Below are 15,502 nucleotides of genomic sequence, written 5' to 3'. Positions count from 1 at the left end.
TTTCTCCTGCCCGTCTCTTTCACTCTTCCCAGGAGTACCCAGATGGCCTCCCGCCTCGCCCTTGCCGCCGCTGTCGGTGGCGTCCTGTCCGGTCTGGTGCTGTTCCCCGGTACGGCCGCGACCGCAGCGCCCGCGCACCGTCCGGCCGGACCGAACCACGTCCTCCTCCCGGGCCACCTCATCCTGTCCCGCACGGTCTACACCGCGGGCAAGAACACCGTCGTCCCGGGCGTCACGCAGCTGCCGCCCGGCTGCACCACGGACTGCGTCACCGCCGTCGCCGACGGCGGCTACCCGGAGGTCTTCAACAACGAGTCGGTGGACGGGAGTTTCGGCGTCACCTCGCCGATCCTGCTCGACACGATCACCCCGTCCGGCCACACCATGCGCACGCTCGACGTGCCGTCCGGCCCGAACGGCGACCACCTGGTCTCCAGCTTCTCCTCCAAGTCCGAGCTGGGCCTGAACCTGTCCACCAACGGCAGCGCGCTCACGTTCATGGGCTACGTGGCGCCCGTCGGCGCGGTCGACGTGTCGAACTCCAACACCCCCGGTGTCGTCGACCCGACCAACCCGGTCGGGGAGTCGTTCTACCGGGCGGTCGCCGAACTGCACGGCAACGGCAGCTTCAGCTACACCGAGACCAACGCCTACAGCGGCAACAACGGCCGCGCCGCGATCCTCGACAGCGCCGACAACAAGCTCTTCATGTCGGGCAACGCGGGCAACGGCAGCAACCCGCAGCCGGTCGGCGTGATCGCCGGCGCCGGTGCGCAGCTCACCACGCCCTCGACGCTGCCGGAGAGCGAGCAGCAGGTCGGCCAGCCGACCCCGATGGGCGGGTTCAACATCACCGCGCTGGGCGACAAGGCCGACAAGGTCGGCAAGGACGACAACTTCCGCGGCCTGACCGTCCACGACAACGTCGTCTACCTGACCAAGGGCAGCGGCGGGAACGGCGTCAACACCGTCTACTTCATCGACACCACGGGCAAGGCCTGCCCGTCCGGCGTCGGCCTCCCGGTACCGGGCGCGCCGCTGCCGACTTCGGGGCTGTCGTACAACCCGGCGACGCTGCAGTCCACCGGCCTGCCGGAGAACATGTGCGTCCTGGCGGGCTTCCCGACCGCGACGAAGTCGACCACGTCGTTCCCGTTCGGCGTGTGGTTCGCCAACGACACCACGATGTACGTGGCCGACGAGGGCAGCGGTTCCAACACCTACGACGCGGCCACCGGCAGCTACACCGACGCCGCCGCGCAGACCGGTGCCGGACTGCAGAAGTGGGAGCTCAGCGACGGCTCGTGGAAGCTGGCGTACACCATCCAGAGCGGCCTCGACCTCGGCACGCCCTACGCCGTCTCCGGCTACCCCACCGGCGACAACCCCGTCACCGGCCTGCCGTGGGCACCGGCCACCGACGGCCTGCGCAACCTCACCGGCGAGGTGAACCCGGACGGCACGGTCTCCGTCTGGGCGGTCACCTCCACCGTCTCCGGCGCGACGGACGAGGGCGCCGACCCCAACCGCCTGGTCCGGGTGACCGACCACCTCGACGCGACCAGCGCCGCCGGTGACACCTTCCGGACCCTCCGCACGGCCCAGTCCGGCGAGGCACTGCGCGGCATCGTGTACGTCCCGGGGCAGTGACGGGCGAGAACTGACCTGCAGTCAGGTCCGTGTGTCCGGCCGGGCTCTGCTCGGCCGGACACGCTTGGTTTCGCCCACCGGCGTCAGATCACCGACTCCGTGGACGAGCCTGTCGCATGACCTCGGCCGCGGCCCCCCGAAGCCAGGCCTGCCAGGTCAGGTCGTCCCACCAAGGGGTGCCGGGTTCCGCCTGGCGGGGCTGCTCGCCGAGCAGCGCGAGGGCGGCGTCGGTGGCGGCGTCTTCGGCAAAGAGCAGGCCGAACGCGGCGAGCTCACCCGAGAGCGCGGCCGCGAAGCGGCCAGGTGCCGCGCACGACGCGAGGTAGGCCCCGGCGACGAGTTCCGGAAGGATCGACGGGTCGTTGGAGTCCCAGTACGCGCCGAGGTCGGCGTCCGACACCTGCTCGCGGCGGACGGCGAGCAGACGACAGAGCTCGGGGAAGAGTTCGCGGAGCTCCCAGCTGTTGAGCGGGAGGTGATCGGGCCCGACCGCGAACCAGCCCGGCCGCAGGTCGCTGAGCAGGGCAGGCAGGTCGGCAGCGGCCTGTTCGGCACCGTCGGTGTCGCCGAGCCCGTAGTCCGCCATCAGCTCCGGCGTCCGGCGGAGGGACCAGGCGAGATCGGCGACCTGGAGCCTGGTCGCCCAGGGCATCGCCGGGTGGAGTGATCGCTGGATGCGTTGACGGCCCGCCTCGCGCTGCTCAGGCGTCGGACCGGCGAGGGCGTGGGAGCCGTCGCGAGAGGCATTCTGGGAAGCGTCGAAGGCGGCCAGGAGGTGCAGTGCCAGGCCGTGGCGCCGGTCGCCAGACGGGGTCCGGTCCTTGCCGGTGCCGTGCTCGATCCGGGGCGGTGGTCCGGAGGCTGAGATCTGGCGCAGCCGGTACTGGGCCTGGGCGAGCACGGCCGGCCAGCCTAGTGCGGGAGCGGTCGCCGAGGGCCAGTCCCGCTCCGGGAGCAGCCCCCACCGGTCGAGTGCCACCAGCTCGGTCAGCTGACGGACCAGGTCGACGAGATCCAGGCGTCGTCGGCCGAGGCCGGCCGGGTCGTCCGGGTCGAACACGGCGCGGACCGCGGCCTCGGTCGCGTACAACTCGTCGGCCGTGCCCTGCGCGTCGACGGATGTCACGAGCCCTCCGCTCAGGGCGAGCACCCACACGTCACACAGGTCGGACGCCTCGGCGTAGAGCCTTCGCACGGTCGTGCTGTCGAGGCCACACCCGGACTGGCCGGAGCGGGAGATCAGTTGGGTGAGCTTATCCGCGAGCTGCCCTGCCGGGGCACCGAACACCTCGCGCACCAGCCGGATCACGACGTCCCGAGGGGACGTGACTGCGCTCCGGCCGGAATCGACTACCTCCGCCAGCCCGGTCCGAAGCGCCCGACTGCGGGCGGCGGGCAGCGCGAGCCGCGTGGTCGCGAGGAACTCGACAAGCGTGTCCACGGGCGTCGCTCGTGCCGTGGCGGCCTGTACCCGCGGATGCGCGAACCACTCCAACTCCCGGCACAACTCGTCCCGTTGGGCTGGTTCGTCGACCACCCCAAGGGCAGTGAGCAGCGCCGACGTCAGGACATGGTCGTCCGCCTCGGCTTCGTGTTCCGGCACCGCTCTCTCCCCCTGCCTGGTCCACCCGCCCTGCTCGTCCGGCCGGCAGGGCCGGGTCGGACGCCGAAGCCTAGCGGGCCGCCGTCGGGGGCAGGAGGCGGAGGCCCGCGAGGTCGGGTGGGACGGGGGAGTCGGGGCGGAAGAAGAAGGGTGCCGACTCCCCGTCAGAGGCCGTCGCGGGTGCGTCGGTGAGCCGGAAGCGGTCGCGGAGGCGGCCGTAGAAGTCGGTCGGGTGGATCCGGATCAGGCGGACGCGTTGTGGGGCGCGGTAGACGCCGATCCAGTCGCCGGGGTCGAGCACGCCTCGCAACTGGCCGTCGATGGTGACCGCCGCACGGCCGGAGTGCGGCAGGATGCGCAGCGCGACGGGTTCGTCGGGGGCGGCGACCACGGTGCGGTTGAAGGTCATGTGGGGCGCGATCGGCGTGAACACCACGGCGTCCATGTGCGGGGAGAGCACGGGACCTCCGGCGGCGAAGGAGTAGGCGGTGGAACCGGTCGGGGTGGCGACCACCAGGGCGTCGGCGGAGTAGGCGGCCAGCAGGCGGCCGGAGATGTAGACGCCGGCGCTGACCTGGTGGTCGCGGGCCAGCTTCTCCACGACGACGTCGTTGAGGGCGTTGACGTCCAGGGCCAACCCCCAGCCGTCGCCCTCGGTGCTCTCCGGTCGCACCGGCGGGGGCGGCAGGGCTGGGCCGTGGCCGAAGCAGAGGAAGGACTCCAGCTCCTCCGGGATCTCCGGCGGCCTGGACGCCCGCATGGTCAGCGTCATGCGCTCCTCGACCAGGGCGTGGCCGGTGTGGACGGCGTCGAGGGCGGCGGTGACGTCCTGGACCGGAACCTCGGTCAGGAAGCCGACGTGGCCCAGGTCGACGCCGAGCACGCTGGCCGAGGTCTTCACGGCGATCCGCGCGCCGCGCAGGAAGGTCCCGTCCCCGCCCAGGGTGACGACCAGGTCCGGGTCTCCGGCCGCGTGGGCCTCCTCGCGGCCGGAGCGGCGGTGCTGGTCCGTCGACCAGACGTCGATCTCGGTGCAGGGCAGTCCGTGCGCCTCGCACCAGGCCCGCACGGTCAGCGCGGCGTCCCGTGCGGCGGCACGGCCCTGGTGGACGACGAGTCCGACGCGGTGCACGGTCATGGTCCGTCCCGTCCCTCAGGTGTCCGAGCGGGCGCGGCTCGGTTGGACGCGCTTCGGCTCGCCGGGCATCTTCGGGTACTCGGGGGGATACGGCATGTCGCCCAGGCCGCGTTCCTCCTCGTCCTGCCGGGACAGCTCCAGAGCCGCCGTCAGGTCGAACGCGTGGTCCTCCATGTCCGCGTGGACGTCCCCGAGTTCGGCGTAGCGGCGCGGCATGGTGACGATGTCGAACAGGTCGGGGCGCGCCTCGTCCAGCTCGTCCCAGCGCAGCGGCGCGGAGACGGGGGCGTTGGGCCGGGGCCGGACCGAGTACGCGGAGGCGATGGTGCGGTCCCGGGCCGTCTGGTTGAAGTCGACGAAGATCCGGCTGCCGCGCTCCTCCTTCCACCACGCGGTGGTGACCTGCTCCGGCATCCGGCGCTCCAGCTCCCGCCCGATGGCGATCACCGCGCGGCGCACCTCGACGAAGGTCCACTCGGGGCGGATCGGGACGAAGACGTGCAGGCCGCGTCCGCCGGAGGTCTTCGGCCAGCCGGTCAGGCCGAGTTCGCCGAGCACCTCGCGGAGCCGGTGCGCGGCGCGGACGGCGTCGGTGAAGTCGGTGCCCGGCTGCGGGTCGAGGTCGATGCGGAGCTCGTCGGGGTGGTCCGTGTCCGAGCTGCGGACCGGCCACGGGTGGAAGGTGAGGCAGCCGCGGTTGACCGCCCAGAGCACGGCTGCCGGTTCGGTCGGGCACATCTCGTCCGCCGGTCGGCCGCTGGGGAAGGTGACGCGGGCGCTGGGGATCCAGTCGGGCAGGTCGCGCGGGACGCGCTTCTGGTAGAAGGCCTCGCCGCCGATGCCGTCGACGAAGCGTTGCAGCGTCGTCGGACGGTCGCGGACCGCGCGCAGCGCCCCGTCCTGGACGGTTTCGAAGTACCGGGCCACGTCCAGCTTGGTGTAGCCGGTCTCGGGGAAGTACACCTTGTCCGGGTGGGTCACGCGCACCGCGCGCCCGCCGATCTCAAGCTCCAGCGCGTCGGCCATGACCTCACCGTAGGCGGTCCCGGGACTGCGGGCACGCGGACGAGGCAGCAGAATCGGCTCATGGACCTGCCCGTGATGCCGCCGGTCAAGCCGATGCTGGCCAAGTCCGTCAAGGCGATCCCGCCGGGGATGCTCTACGAGGCCAAGTGGGACGGCTTCCGCGCCATCGTCCACCGCGACGGGCCGGAGACGGTGATCGGCTCCCGTACCGGCAAGCCGCTGACGCGCTACTTCCCCGAGCTGGTCGCTGAGCTGGAACGGCAGCTGCCGCAGCGCTGCGTGGTGGACGGGGAGATCGTGCTGGTCCGCGGCGACCGGCTGGACTTCGACGCGCTGACGGAGCGGATCCATCCGGCGGCGTCCCGGGTCAAGCTGCTCTCCGAGCGGACGCCCGCCTCCTTCGTCGCCTTCGACCTGCTGGCGCTGGGCGACCGCAGCCTGCTGGCCGCCCCGCAGCGCGAGCGGCGCGCCGAGCTGGAGCAGGTCCTCACCGGCGCCGAGCCACCGCTGCACCTCGCGCCCGCGACGCTGGACCAGGCGGAGGCGCAGCAGTGGTTCGAGCAGTACGAGGGCGCGGGCCTGGACGGCGTGGTGGCCAAGCCGCTCGACCTGCCCTACGCGCCGGACCAGCGGCAGATGTTCAAGATCAAGCACGAGCGCACGGCCGACTGCGTGGTGGCCGGCTACCGCGAGCACAAGAGCGGACCGGTGGTCGGCTCGCTGCTGCTCGGCCTTCACGACGCGGAGGGGCGGCTGCAGCACGTCGGGGTCTGTGCCTCGTTCCCGATGAAGCGGCGCGCGGAGCTGGTCGAGGAACTCGCGCCGCTGCGGATGGAGACGGCCGACGGCCACCCGTGGGCCGCCTGGCAGAACGAGGACGCCCAGGCGAGCTCCCGGCTGCCGGGCGCGACCAGCCGCTGGACCGGGACCAAGGACCTGTCCTGGGTGCCGCTGCGGCCGGAGCGGGTGATCGAGGTCGGCTACGACCACATGCAGGGGGACCGGTTCCGGCACACCACGCAGTTCAAGCGCTGGCGTCCGGACCGGTCCCCGGAGAGCTGCGACTACACCCAGTTGGACGAGCCCGTGCGCTACGACCTCAGTGCGATCCTGCGGTGACGGCCAGTTCGCCGTCTGTCGTGTCGACGGCAACGGGCCCGGCCGCTACGGGTTCGACCGCTACGGGTTCGACGGCGACGGGATCAGCGGTCGGGGCGGCCGGACGCGGGCGGTAGGCGAGGGCCAGTCCGGCGAGGACGGTGCCGATCAGACCGGCCACCACGAAGCCCCAGACGGGCGACGAGTGGTCGATGATCGAGCCGGTCAGCGGTGCGCCCAGCGAGCCGCCCAGCGTCAGCGCGGAGCCCTGCAGGCCCATGGCCTGCCCCCGCGCCGAGTCCGGAACCGCGCGGCTGATCGCCTCGGCCGTCGACGCGATGGTGGGCGCGCAGACCAGGCCCGCAGGGATCAGCGCCAGCGCCGCCCAGATCCAGCCGTGGGAGGCCACGATGCCGATCGGGACGGTGCCCAGACCGAGCATCAGCATCAGCACCGGCAGCCGCAGCGGCTTGGCCGTTGTCCCGTGCCAGAAGCCGCCGACGAGGGAGGCGGCGCACCAGGCGATGATGGTCACGCCCGCCCACTGGGTCTGGCCCACGGCGCGCAGCGACGCCACCACGGAGACCTCGGTGCCGGAGAGCACCAGGTTGGCCGACATGCAGACGGCCAGCGTCAGCAGCAGGCCCGGGTGCAGCCAGAACGGGCGTCCGGCCTTGGCGGTCCGGGCGGCCTCAGAGCTCACCTGCGCCTCGGCGGTCGGCGCGGCGTCCGCCGCGTCCGCGGCATGCGGCAGGCTCGGGGTGAGGATGCGGCCGAGCGGCCAGAGCGCGGCGGCGCTGGCCAGCGTCAGCACGCCGACGGCCAGCATGGACGGCTCGGCGTGGTGCATGCCGGTGACGGCGAGGACGGCGACGGCGGGGCCGATCATGTAGGCGACCTCGACGATCATCGAGTCCAGCGCGAACGCCTGTCGCCGCTGCCCGCCCGGCACATGGACCGAGACGGCCTGCCGGATCACCGGGAAGACCGGCACTGCGACCAGCCCGCCGACCAGGGTGGCCGGGAGCAGCGCGGCGTAGGGGAGGAACGGCGCGGTCAGCCAGAAGACGGACTCGGCCAGCCCGGTCACCACCAGCACCGGCCGGACCCCGTGTCGGTCCACCATCCGTCCCAGCACCGGGCCGCCCGCCGCGACGCCTATGGTCAGCGCCATCGCGACCAGACCCGCCGCGCCGTAGCCGCGGTGCAGGTCGAGCACGATGTGCAGGGTCAGCAGCATCCCCTTGGCTGTCGCCGGGACGCGCGCCAGCAGGGCGACGGCGAAGAGCGACCGGGATCCGGGGATGCGGAAGACGGAACGGTAAGGACTGAACAGTCGGTGCATGGGTTTCCTCCGGCGCGATCATCGCAGAACCGGAGGGTTCGTCGTCCGGATTTTTCGGCGCGCTAACAGCCTCCACATCTTCGCTGGTCAGGCGGGGTGCGTTCGGAAGGTAAAAGCTTCCGTGTTTGTCAGCTGTACGGGGGGCAAAAGCCGCCGTACTGTGATTTTCGTGACGTCCTGTGCGATGTCCTGATCGAGTCCTCTCGGAAGGAGCACGGTCATGAGCAACGAAACCCCCACTGCGTCGTCCGGTTCGTCGTCCAGTCCGCTGACGGCGAGCACCCCCACCCCCGCGTACGCCGATCCGGCGCCGCTCGGGTTGGCCGGCTTCGCGTTGACCACCCTGGTGCTGTCGTTCGTCAACGCCAACATCATCAAGGAGCCCGGCGCGATTCTCGTGGTACTGGGCCTGGCCGCGTTCTACGGCGGTCTGGCGCAGTTCGTGGCCGGCGTCCTCGAGTGGCGGCGCGGCAACACCTTCGGCCTGATGGCCTTCTGCTCGTACGGCGCGTTCTGGCTCTCGTACTGGTGGATCATCACGAACGTCAAGTTGACCACCGGAGACATCCACCAGGCGATCGGCCTCTACCTGATCGGCTGGTGCATCATCTCCGCCTACCTGACCCTGGCCGCACTGCGCACCAACCTCGCCGTGGTCGTCGTTCTCGCGCTGCTGACGCTGGCCTTCCTGTTCCTGGGTATCGGCTGGTTCCAGAACGGTGTGCCCGCGCCGGACACGATGATCAAGGTGGGTGGTTGGATCGGCATCTTCACCGCCGCGGCGGCGTTCTACGCCTCCGCCGCGACCGTCGTGAACGCGCAGCACAAGCGCACCGTGCTGCCCATCCCGCCGCTGGAGCGGTGAGCGACCCCGCCGCTTGCGCGGTCACACACCCCGCCCCGAGGATCCGACCCTGAGGAGGAACCGACCATGGCTGCGGAAGAGCCGGCACGGGAGACAGCGACAGGGGCGGCGCAGGAGACGCTGTCCAACCTGCTCCACGAGGGGCGGCGGTTCGCGCCGCCCGCTGCGCTCGCCGAGGCCGCGAACGTCCGCGCGGACGCCTACCAGGCGGCCCGCGCGGACCGACTCGCCTTCTGGGCGGAGCAGGCCCGGCGGCTGCACTGGGACCAGGAGTGGACCCAGGTCCTGGACTGGAGCGGCGCGCCCTTCGCCCGCTGGTTCGTCGGCGGCAAGCTGAATGTCGCCTACAACTGCGTCGACCGGCACGTCGAGGCGGGCCACGGCGACCAGGTGGCCTTCCACTTCGAGGGCGAGCCCGGTGACCGACGCTCCGTCACCTATGCGGAACTCCAGCGCGAGGTCTCCAAGGCGGCCAACGCGCTGACCGAACTCGGCGTCCGGGCGGGGGACCGGGTCGCCATCTACATGCCGATGATCCCGGAGACGATCGTCGCGATGCTGGCCTGCGCGCGCATCGGCGCGCCGCACTCGGTCGTCTTCGCCGCGTTCTCGCCCAGCGCGCTGCGCTCGCGGATCGACGACGCCCGCGCCAAGGTGCTGATCACCGCGGACGGGTACAACCGCCGCGGCACGGTGGTGCCGCTCAAGCCGAACGCCGACGAGGCGGTCGGGGCGGACGAGTCGGGCGGGGTCGCCGCGAGCATCGAGCACGTGATCGTGGCCCGGCGCACCGGGCAGGAGGTGCCCTGGACCGAGGGGCGGGACCTGTGGTGGGACGAACTGATGGAGCGTCAGTCCGACCGCCACACCCCGGAGTCCTTCGACTCCGAGCACCCGCTCTTCATCCTCTACACCTCCGGCACGACCGGGAAGCCCAAGGGCATCCTGCACACCACCGGCGGCTACCTGACCCAGGTCTCCTACACCCACAACGCGGTCTTCGACCTCAAGCCGGACACCGACGTCTTCTGGTGCACGGCTGACGTTGGCTGGGTGACCGGCCACTCGTACATTGTCTACGGGCCGCTGTCCAACCGGGCCACCGGTGTGCTCTACGAGGGCACCCCGGACACCCCGCACAAGGGCAGGTTCTGGGAGAACGTCGACCGCTACGGCGTGACGCTCATCTACACCGCTCCCACCGCCATCCGCACCTTCATGAAGTGGGGTGACGAGATCCCCGCCCGCTACGACCTCTCCTCGCTGCGGCTGCTGGGCACGGTCGGCGAGCCGATCAACCCCGAGGCGTGGATCTGGTACCGGGAGAACATCGGGCGTGAGCGCTGTCCGATCGTCGACACCTGGTGGCAGACCGAGACCGGGGCGATGATGATCAGCCCGCTGCCCGGCGTCACCGCCACCAAGCCGGGTTCGGCGATGCGGCCGCTGCCCGGAATCTCCGCCGACGTGGTGGACATCGACGGCACCCCGGTGCCCAACGGCAGCGGCGGACTGCTGGTCCTCGACCAGCCGTGGCCGTCGATGCTGCGCGGCATCTGGGGCGACGACGAGCGGTTCGTGCAGACCTACTGGGCCCGTTTCGCCGACCAGGGCTACTACTTCGCCGGCGACGGCGCCAAGAAGGACGAGGACGGCGACCTCTGGCTGCTGGGCCGGGTCGACGACATCATGCTCGTCTCCGGGCACAACATCTCGACCACCGAGGTCGAGTCGGCGCTGGTCTCCCACCCGGCGGTGGCCGAGGCCGCGGTGGTCGGCGCGGCGGACGAGACGACGGGCCAGCGCATCGTCGCCTTCGTCATCCTGCGCGGCGGGACCGAGGAGGACCCGACGCTCGTCGAGACGCTCCAGGCCCACGTCGCCAAGGAGATCGGGCCGATCGCCAAGCCCCGGCAGATCCAGGTGGTCCCGGAACTGCCGAAGACCCGGTCCGGCAAGATCATGCGACGGCTGCTGAAGGACGTCGCCGAGGACCGCGCCCTCGGGGACACCACGACACTGACCGACGCGTCGGTGATGGACCTGATCTCGGCCAAGCTCCCGCACGCGACGGAGTGAGCGCGCTGGAGTGAGGGTGGCGGAGTGAGGGTGACGGAGTGAGAGCCGTCAGGCGACGGTGATGTGGGTGTCCATGCCGAGGGCCTTGTGGCCGTCGACCGGGCACCAGAGTTCGTAGCTGCCCGGCTTCAGGGTCACCGAGAGGTCGGCCTTGCCGCCGGGCGCGAGGATCGGTGTCTGCTGCATGGGGACGCCGGGGCCTTCGATCGCCAACGCGTGCGAGACGGTCCCGGCGTCCTGCGCGACGAAGGTGTAGGCGCCGGGCTTGAACGCCGTGGTGGAGAGGGCGAGCTTGAACTCGGTCTCCTTCACCGTGACGGCGGTGCCCGTGCCCGTGGCCGCGCTGCTGGCGCTGCCGGCGGAGGTCGAGGCCGCAGCGGTCGAGCCGCCGGACGATGGGGAACTGGAACTCGACGAGGAACAGCCGGTGGTGGCAGCCAGGGTGAGCGCGGCGAGCGCGACTGCCATGGCGAGGGAGCGCGTCATCAGCGCCTGCTTTCGACGTCACGGGCGGGGCGGGGCTTCCCGTTGACGCTAGCGGTGCGGGCCTTGGCGTGGGAGGCGGCGCGCGCGGGGGATCGGCGAGGTTAATTCGGTTGCGCGGTCGGTGGCGCTCGTTACGATGGCTGACGTTCCTGTGGGTACGAGTGAGTCCGAGCGAGGAGGTGCGTAGTCGTGGTTGCCGCCTTCATGCGGCGCGCCCTCGCGTGCGCGCCAGACGCCTTCCCTCGTCACCAGCTCGCCGGCTGAACCCGCGTCACTTCCACGCGCTCCGGCGGGCCCTCCCGCAGGAGACCCATCAGTGCGCAAGCGCTTTGCTGACAGCGACGACCGTTCCTTCGTGCGGATGTCCCGCCGTGGTCGTGACCGCGATGCCGAGTACGCCGTCGAGTACGACTTCCCCGGCGACTGGCTGCCGGGTGCGGAGAACGAGCCCGATTCCGCCGCCTCCACCACATCCAACTCCTCCGCCGAACTGCCGCCCGAGGGCGACCGTTGGTCGACCTGGGACCGGTCCACGCCCACCGAGAAGGGCCCCGAGCCGCGCCCCGACTGGGTGGTCACCGAACTCGCGGCCGTGGACACGGAGTTCGGCATCCTCAAGACCGGCAAGGAAGCCGACGTCTTCCTCCTCGAACGCAGCGTCCCCGGCACCGACCGCCGGACGCTGATGGCCGCCAAGCGCTACCGCGACGGCAACCACCGCCTCTTCCATCGCGACTCCGGCTATCTGGAGGGCCGCACGCACAAGGAGTCCCGGGTCAGCCGGGCCATGTCCAAGCGCACCGAGTTCGGCAAGCAGGCCATCGCCGGGCAGTGGGCGGCGGCCGAGTTCGGCGCGCTGTCGCGGCTGTGGCAGGCCGGTGCCGCGGTGCCGTACCCGGTGCAGATCCTCGGCACGGAGATCCTCATGGAGTTCATCGGCGACGCCGAGGGCGCCGCCGCCCCGCGGCTCGCCCAGGTGCGCCCTGAGGAGGCGGACCTCGACGACCTCTGGGAGCAGCTCGGCCACAGCCTCTCGCTGCTCGCCCGGGACGGCTACGCGCACGGGGACCTGAGCGCCTACAACATCCTGGTCCACGAGGGCCGACTGGTGATCATCGACGTGCCGCAGATCGTCGACGTCATCGCCAACCCGCGCGGACGCGCCTTCCTGGACCGCGACGTCCGCAACGTCGGCGCCTGGTTCACCGCGCGCGGACTGCCGCAGCGGAAGGTGGAGGCGCTGGCCGAAGCGCTGGCCTTCGACGCCCGGCTGGACTGACGGATCGTCAGTCCGTCAGTCCGTCAGTCCGTCAGTCAGTCCGCAGGGGTGTCAGCCGCGCCGGTGCCTGACGGGGAGCGAGGCGGGGCCGCGCAGGATGAGGTTGTCCCGGTAGGACACCTCGTCCGTCGCGAGCTCCGGCTCGTGCACCCGTCGGGCGAAGGCGGTGAGCGCGATCTGGCCCTCCAGCCGGGCCAGCGCCGCGCCCAGGCAGAAGTGGATGCCGAGCCCGAAGGCGAGGTGGCGGTCGGTGCCGCCTGCGCTGCCGCCCGTGTTCTCGGCGCGGGAGAAGTCGAGCCGGTCGGGGTCGGCGAAGACCTCGGGATCGCGGTTGGCCGCGCCGATCACCAGCAGGATCTGCTCGCCCGCCGCGATCGGGACGCCCTCGACGTCGGCGTCCACGAGCGCCGTGCGCATGGTCAGCTGGACCGGCGGGTCGAACCGGAGCAGCTCCTCCACCACGGCGGGCGCGGCCTCGGGGTGGGCGCGGAACCAGGCCAGCCGCTGCGGCTCGCGCAGCAGCGCCAGCGTGCCGTTGGCGATCAGGTTGACCGTGGTCTCGTGCCCGGCGATGAGCAGCAGGGTGCAGGTTGCGATCAGCTCCGCCTCGGAGAGCACCTCGCCGTCGTCGCAGACCGCGACCAGGGCGCTGAGCAGGTCGTCGGTCGGCTGCACTCGGCGTTGCGCGGCCAGTTCGCGGAAGTACGCCTCGAACTGCCCGCGGGTGCTGTCGATCTCGGCCAGCGCGTCCGGCGGCAGCAGGTACTCGGGCCCCAGCGCGCGGGCCAGCGTGTCGGACCACGCGGTGAACCGGTCGCGGTCCTCCGTCGGCACGCCGAGCAGCTCACTGATCACGATCACCGGCAGCGGGTGGGCGAAGGCCGCGACCAGGTCGAACTCGCCCTGCTCCTGTGCGTTGTCCTGCCCGTGCACGTTGCCCTGCTCCTGCGCCCCGTCCTGACCCAGCGCCGCGTCGAGCAGTTGTTCCGCCAGCTCCTCGATACGCGGGCGCAGGCCCTCGATCAGCCGCGGTGTGAACGCCTTGGCGGCCAGGCGGCGCAGGCGGGTGTGGTCCGGCGGGTTGAGGCCGAGGAAGGAGCGGGTCCGGCCGTCCTCGGGCAGTTCGGGACGCCCGAAGCGCGGGTCGCGCAGCACCTGGGAGCAGACCCGGTAGGAAGGCGAGATCCACGCGCCGAACGCGGTCCGGCGCAGCCGACCGGCGGCGTGCAGGCGGGTGTAGCCGGGATAGGGGTCCGCTCGGAAGCGGGGATCGAAGAGGGAGAAGTCCGCGTCGGCGTGGCTCTCGGCGTCGGTGTGCTCGGTCGCGTGCGCCATGGCGGTTCCTCGGGCTTCGTGGATGAACGGCAGGACAAGGCTCATCCTGCCCCCGACCGCGCCAACTGACTGCAGGGCCCGGAAGATTACCAGCTCAGCCGGACGGCCGTGAGCAGTTTGGGGGAGATTGCGGTCCTTCGCCGAGGCGGCTGCGACTGTGAAGATCGTGTCGCGGGTATCGACCCCGGCGGCACGCACCCTCCCTTCCCGTCCCGCGCCTCGCGGAGGCCCGTCATGAGGTTCTGCCCGCCCTGTCATCGCTATCTCAACGGCGCCTTCTCCTGCGCGGGCTGCGGCGCGGACGCCCGGACCCTGCCCGAGGTGCCGACCCCGGCCGACCCGCCGCGGCCCAGGGTGACGATGCGTCCGCTGCCGACGCGCCCCGAGACGCGGGTGCTTCGGGCCGGACGCCCGCACGTCCCGGTCAGCCACGCGCGACGGCCGATGCGGCAGGCAGGCGCGCGGAAGGTCGCCCCCGCGCTGCTGGCGGCCGGGCTCGGCTTCGCCGCGATGAGCGCCGTCGCCGGAGCCGGGGCCAACACCGGGCAGGCAAGCGCGGCGGGAGGCTCGCTGCCCTCCACCTCGGGCCCGTTGCTCGGCCTGCCCCCGGGCGTCGACGCGCCGCAGAGCCCGACCATCGGCGGCTACGGCACCGCACCCGGGTTGACGGCCGCTCAGTCCCCGGACACCGCACCGGTGGCGGCCGTCGCGGACGCGACGCCGGGCGACGGTCCGTCCGGCGTGCCGACCGGCCTGCTCACCGGCTGGCCGACGCCTGCCCTGCCCGGCGGTTCCCTGCCGACCGGCTCCGCGGGCGGCGGCAACCCGACGCCGCTGCCGTCGCGCGTCCCGACGCCGGTCCAGCCCACTCCGGTCCAGCCGACGCCCGCGCCGACCGGGCCCGCCAGCCCGACCTACATCCCCTCGCTGCCGACGCCCGGAGTCACCGTTCCGTCCGGGACCCCGGGCACCGACTGCGCGATCCAGCTGCTCATCGTCTGTATCGGGTAGGCGTGTGCCTGCACGTGCCCGCGTGTGCTCGGGGTGTGCCGGATGGTGATGATGTCGGTGTGCCGCAGTATCGTCGGTATCGGAACAGTCGCCTTCCGAGATCGCGATGGGACGGAACCGCATGCCGCTGCAGGGTGAGTACGAGCCGAGTCCGACCGAATGGGTGCGTTCCCAGGTCGAGGAGATCGAGTCCTCGGGTGGGACGAAGGGCATGTCCATGCGCGGGATGTCGGTCATCCTGCTGACCTCGCGCGGCGTGAAGAGCGGCAAGCTCAGGAAGACCCCGCTGATGCGGGTCGAGCACGACGGCAGCTACGCCGTGGTCGCCTCCCAGGGCGGTGCGCCCAAGCACCCGGTCTGGTACTGGAACCTGAAGGCCGACCCGAACGTCGAGCTTCGTGACGGCACCGCCGTCCAGGACATGACGGCCCGTGAGGTCACGGGCGACGAGAAGGCGCAGTGGTGGGAGCGGGCCGTCGCGGCCTTCCCCGACTACGCCGACTACCAGCTCAAGACGGACCGTCAGATCCCGGTCTTCGTCCTGGAGCCGGCCGCCACGGCGCACTAGCGCGCGGGCAGATCGACCG

General features: G+C 71.8%; 13 protein-coding genes. 7 read left to right on the top strand and 6 right to left on the bottom strand.

Annotated features, from left to right (window positions below):
- The first annotated feature begins 42 nt into the window (after positions 1 to 42).
- Entirely contained in the window at positions 43 to 1,650 is a 1,608-nt protein-coding gene (locus I2501_RS16950) for a hypothetical protein (protein WP_215909696.1), read from the top strand.
- Between the two features lie 88 nt (positions 1,651 to 1,738).
- On the opposite strand, the gene I2501_RS16945 is transcribed toward I2501_RS16950, so the two are convergent.
- The 3 genes from I2501_RS16945 to ligD all read right to left on the bottom strand — a co-directional run bounded on the left by I2501_RS16945 (position 1,739) and on the right by ligD (position 5,417).
- A complete protein-coding gene (locus I2501_RS16945; RefSeq protein ID WP_196194883.1) occupies positions 1,739 to 3,253 on the bottom strand; it encodes a hypothetical protein in 1,515 nt (504 codons plus the stop codon).
- A 70-nt stretch (positions 3,254 to 3,323) separates the two neighbouring features.
- Entirely contained in the window at positions 3,324 to 4,391 is a 1,068-nt protein-coding gene (locus tag I2501_RS16940; protein WP_196194882.1) for an NAD(+)/NADH kinase, read from the bottom strand.
- A gap of 15 nt (positions 4,392 to 4,406) precedes the next feature.
- Positions 4,407 to 5,417, bottom strand: a complete 1,011-nt coding sequence (ligD, locus tag I2501_RS16935) for a non-homologous end-joining DNA ligase (RefSeq protein ID WP_196194881.1) — start codon at positions 5,415 to 5,417, stop codon at positions 4,407 to 4,409.
- Positions 5,418 to 5,477: 60 nt separating this feature from the next.
- Here ligD and I2501_RS16930 point away from each other — a divergent pair, with 60 nt between their 5' ends.
- Entirely contained in the window at positions 5,478 to 6,536 is a 1,059-nt protein-coding gene (locus I2501_RS16930; protein ID WP_196194880.1) for an ATP-dependent DNA ligase, read from the top strand.
- Here the strand turns inward: I2501_RS16930 and I2501_RS16925 are convergent.
- Positions 6,517 to 7,860: an MFS transporter gene (locus I2501_RS16925; protein WP_196194879.1), complete on the bottom strand. Its 1,344-nt coding sequence runs from the start codon at positions 7,858 to 7,860 to the stop codon at positions 6,517 to 6,519. The two genes, I2501_RS16930 and I2501_RS16925, sit on opposite strands and share 20 nt — an antisense overlap.
- Positions 7,861 to 8,080: 220 nt before the next feature.
- On the opposite strand from I2501_RS16925, the gene I2501_RS16920 reads away from it, so the two are divergent.
- The gene (locus I2501_RS16920) at positions 8,081 to 8,725 is read left to right on the top strand and encodes an acetate uptake transporter (RefSeq protein ID WP_196194878.1); all 645 of its coding nucleotides are present in this window, start codon (positions 8,081 to 8,083) and stop codon (positions 8,723 to 8,725) included.
- A gap of 66 nt (positions 8,726 to 8,791) precedes the next feature.
- Positions 8,792 to 10,804 carry an acetate--CoA ligase gene (acs, locus tag I2501_RS16915; protein ID WP_196194877.1) on the top strand — a complete coding sequence of 671 codons (2,013 nt, stop codon included), beginning with the start codon at positions 8,792 to 8,794 and terminating at the stop codon, positions 10,802 to 10,804.
- Positions 10,805 to 10,852: 48 nt separating this feature from the next.
- Here acs and I2501_RS16910 read toward each other — a convergent pair whose 3' ends face one another.
- Complete coding sequence (locus I2501_RS16910) at positions 10,853 to 11,290, bottom strand: cupredoxin domain-containing protein (RefSeq protein ID WP_196194876.1); 438 nt, start codon at positions 11,288 to 11,290, stop codon at positions 10,853 to 10,855.
- A gap of 316 nt (positions 11,291 to 11,606) precedes the next feature.
- On the opposite strand from I2501_RS16910, the gene I2501_RS16905 reads away from it, so the two are divergent.
- Positions 11,607 to 12,569, top strand: coding sequence for a serine protein kinase RIO (locus tag I2501_RS16905; protein ID WP_328806407.1), 963 nt, complete (start codon positions 11,607 to 11,609; stop codon positions 12,567 to 12,569).
- Between the two features lie 51 nt (positions 12,570 to 12,620).
- Here I2501_RS16905 and I2501_RS16900 read toward each other — a convergent pair whose 3' ends face one another.
- On the bottom strand, positions 12,621 to 13,904 hold the full coding sequence (locus I2501_RS16900) for a cytochrome P450 (RefSeq protein WP_196194875.1): 1,284 nt from the start codon (positions 13,902 to 13,904) through the stop codon (positions 12,621 to 12,623).
- A gap of 234 nt (positions 13,905 to 14,138) precedes the next feature.
- Between I2501_RS16900 and I2501_RS16895 the strand changes: the two genes are divergently transcribed.
- Together I2501_RS16895 and I2501_RS16890 are read left to right on the top strand one after the other, a co-directional pair.
- Complete coding sequence (locus I2501_RS16895; protein WP_196194874.1) at positions 14,139 to 14,915, top strand: hypothetical protein; 777 nt, start codon at positions 14,139 to 14,141, stop codon at positions 14,913 to 14,915.
- Positions 14,916 to 15,036: 121 nt separating this feature from the next.
- Entirely contained in the window at positions 15,037 to 15,483 is a 447-nt protein-coding gene (locus tag I2501_RS16890; protein WP_196194873.1) for a nitroreductase family deazaflavin-dependent oxidoreductase, read from the top strand.
- The last annotated feature ends 19 nt before the right edge of the window (positions 15,484 to 15,502 follow it).

This window comes from Streptacidiphilus fuscans (assembly GCF_015690355.1).
GTDB lineage: Bacteria > Actinomycetota > Actinomycetes > Streptomycetales > Streptomycetaceae > Streptacidiphilus > Streptacidiphilus fuscans.
The sequence above is the reverse complement of the archived record's forward strand: the minus strand, read 5'-3'. Positions and strand labels throughout refer to the sequence as shown.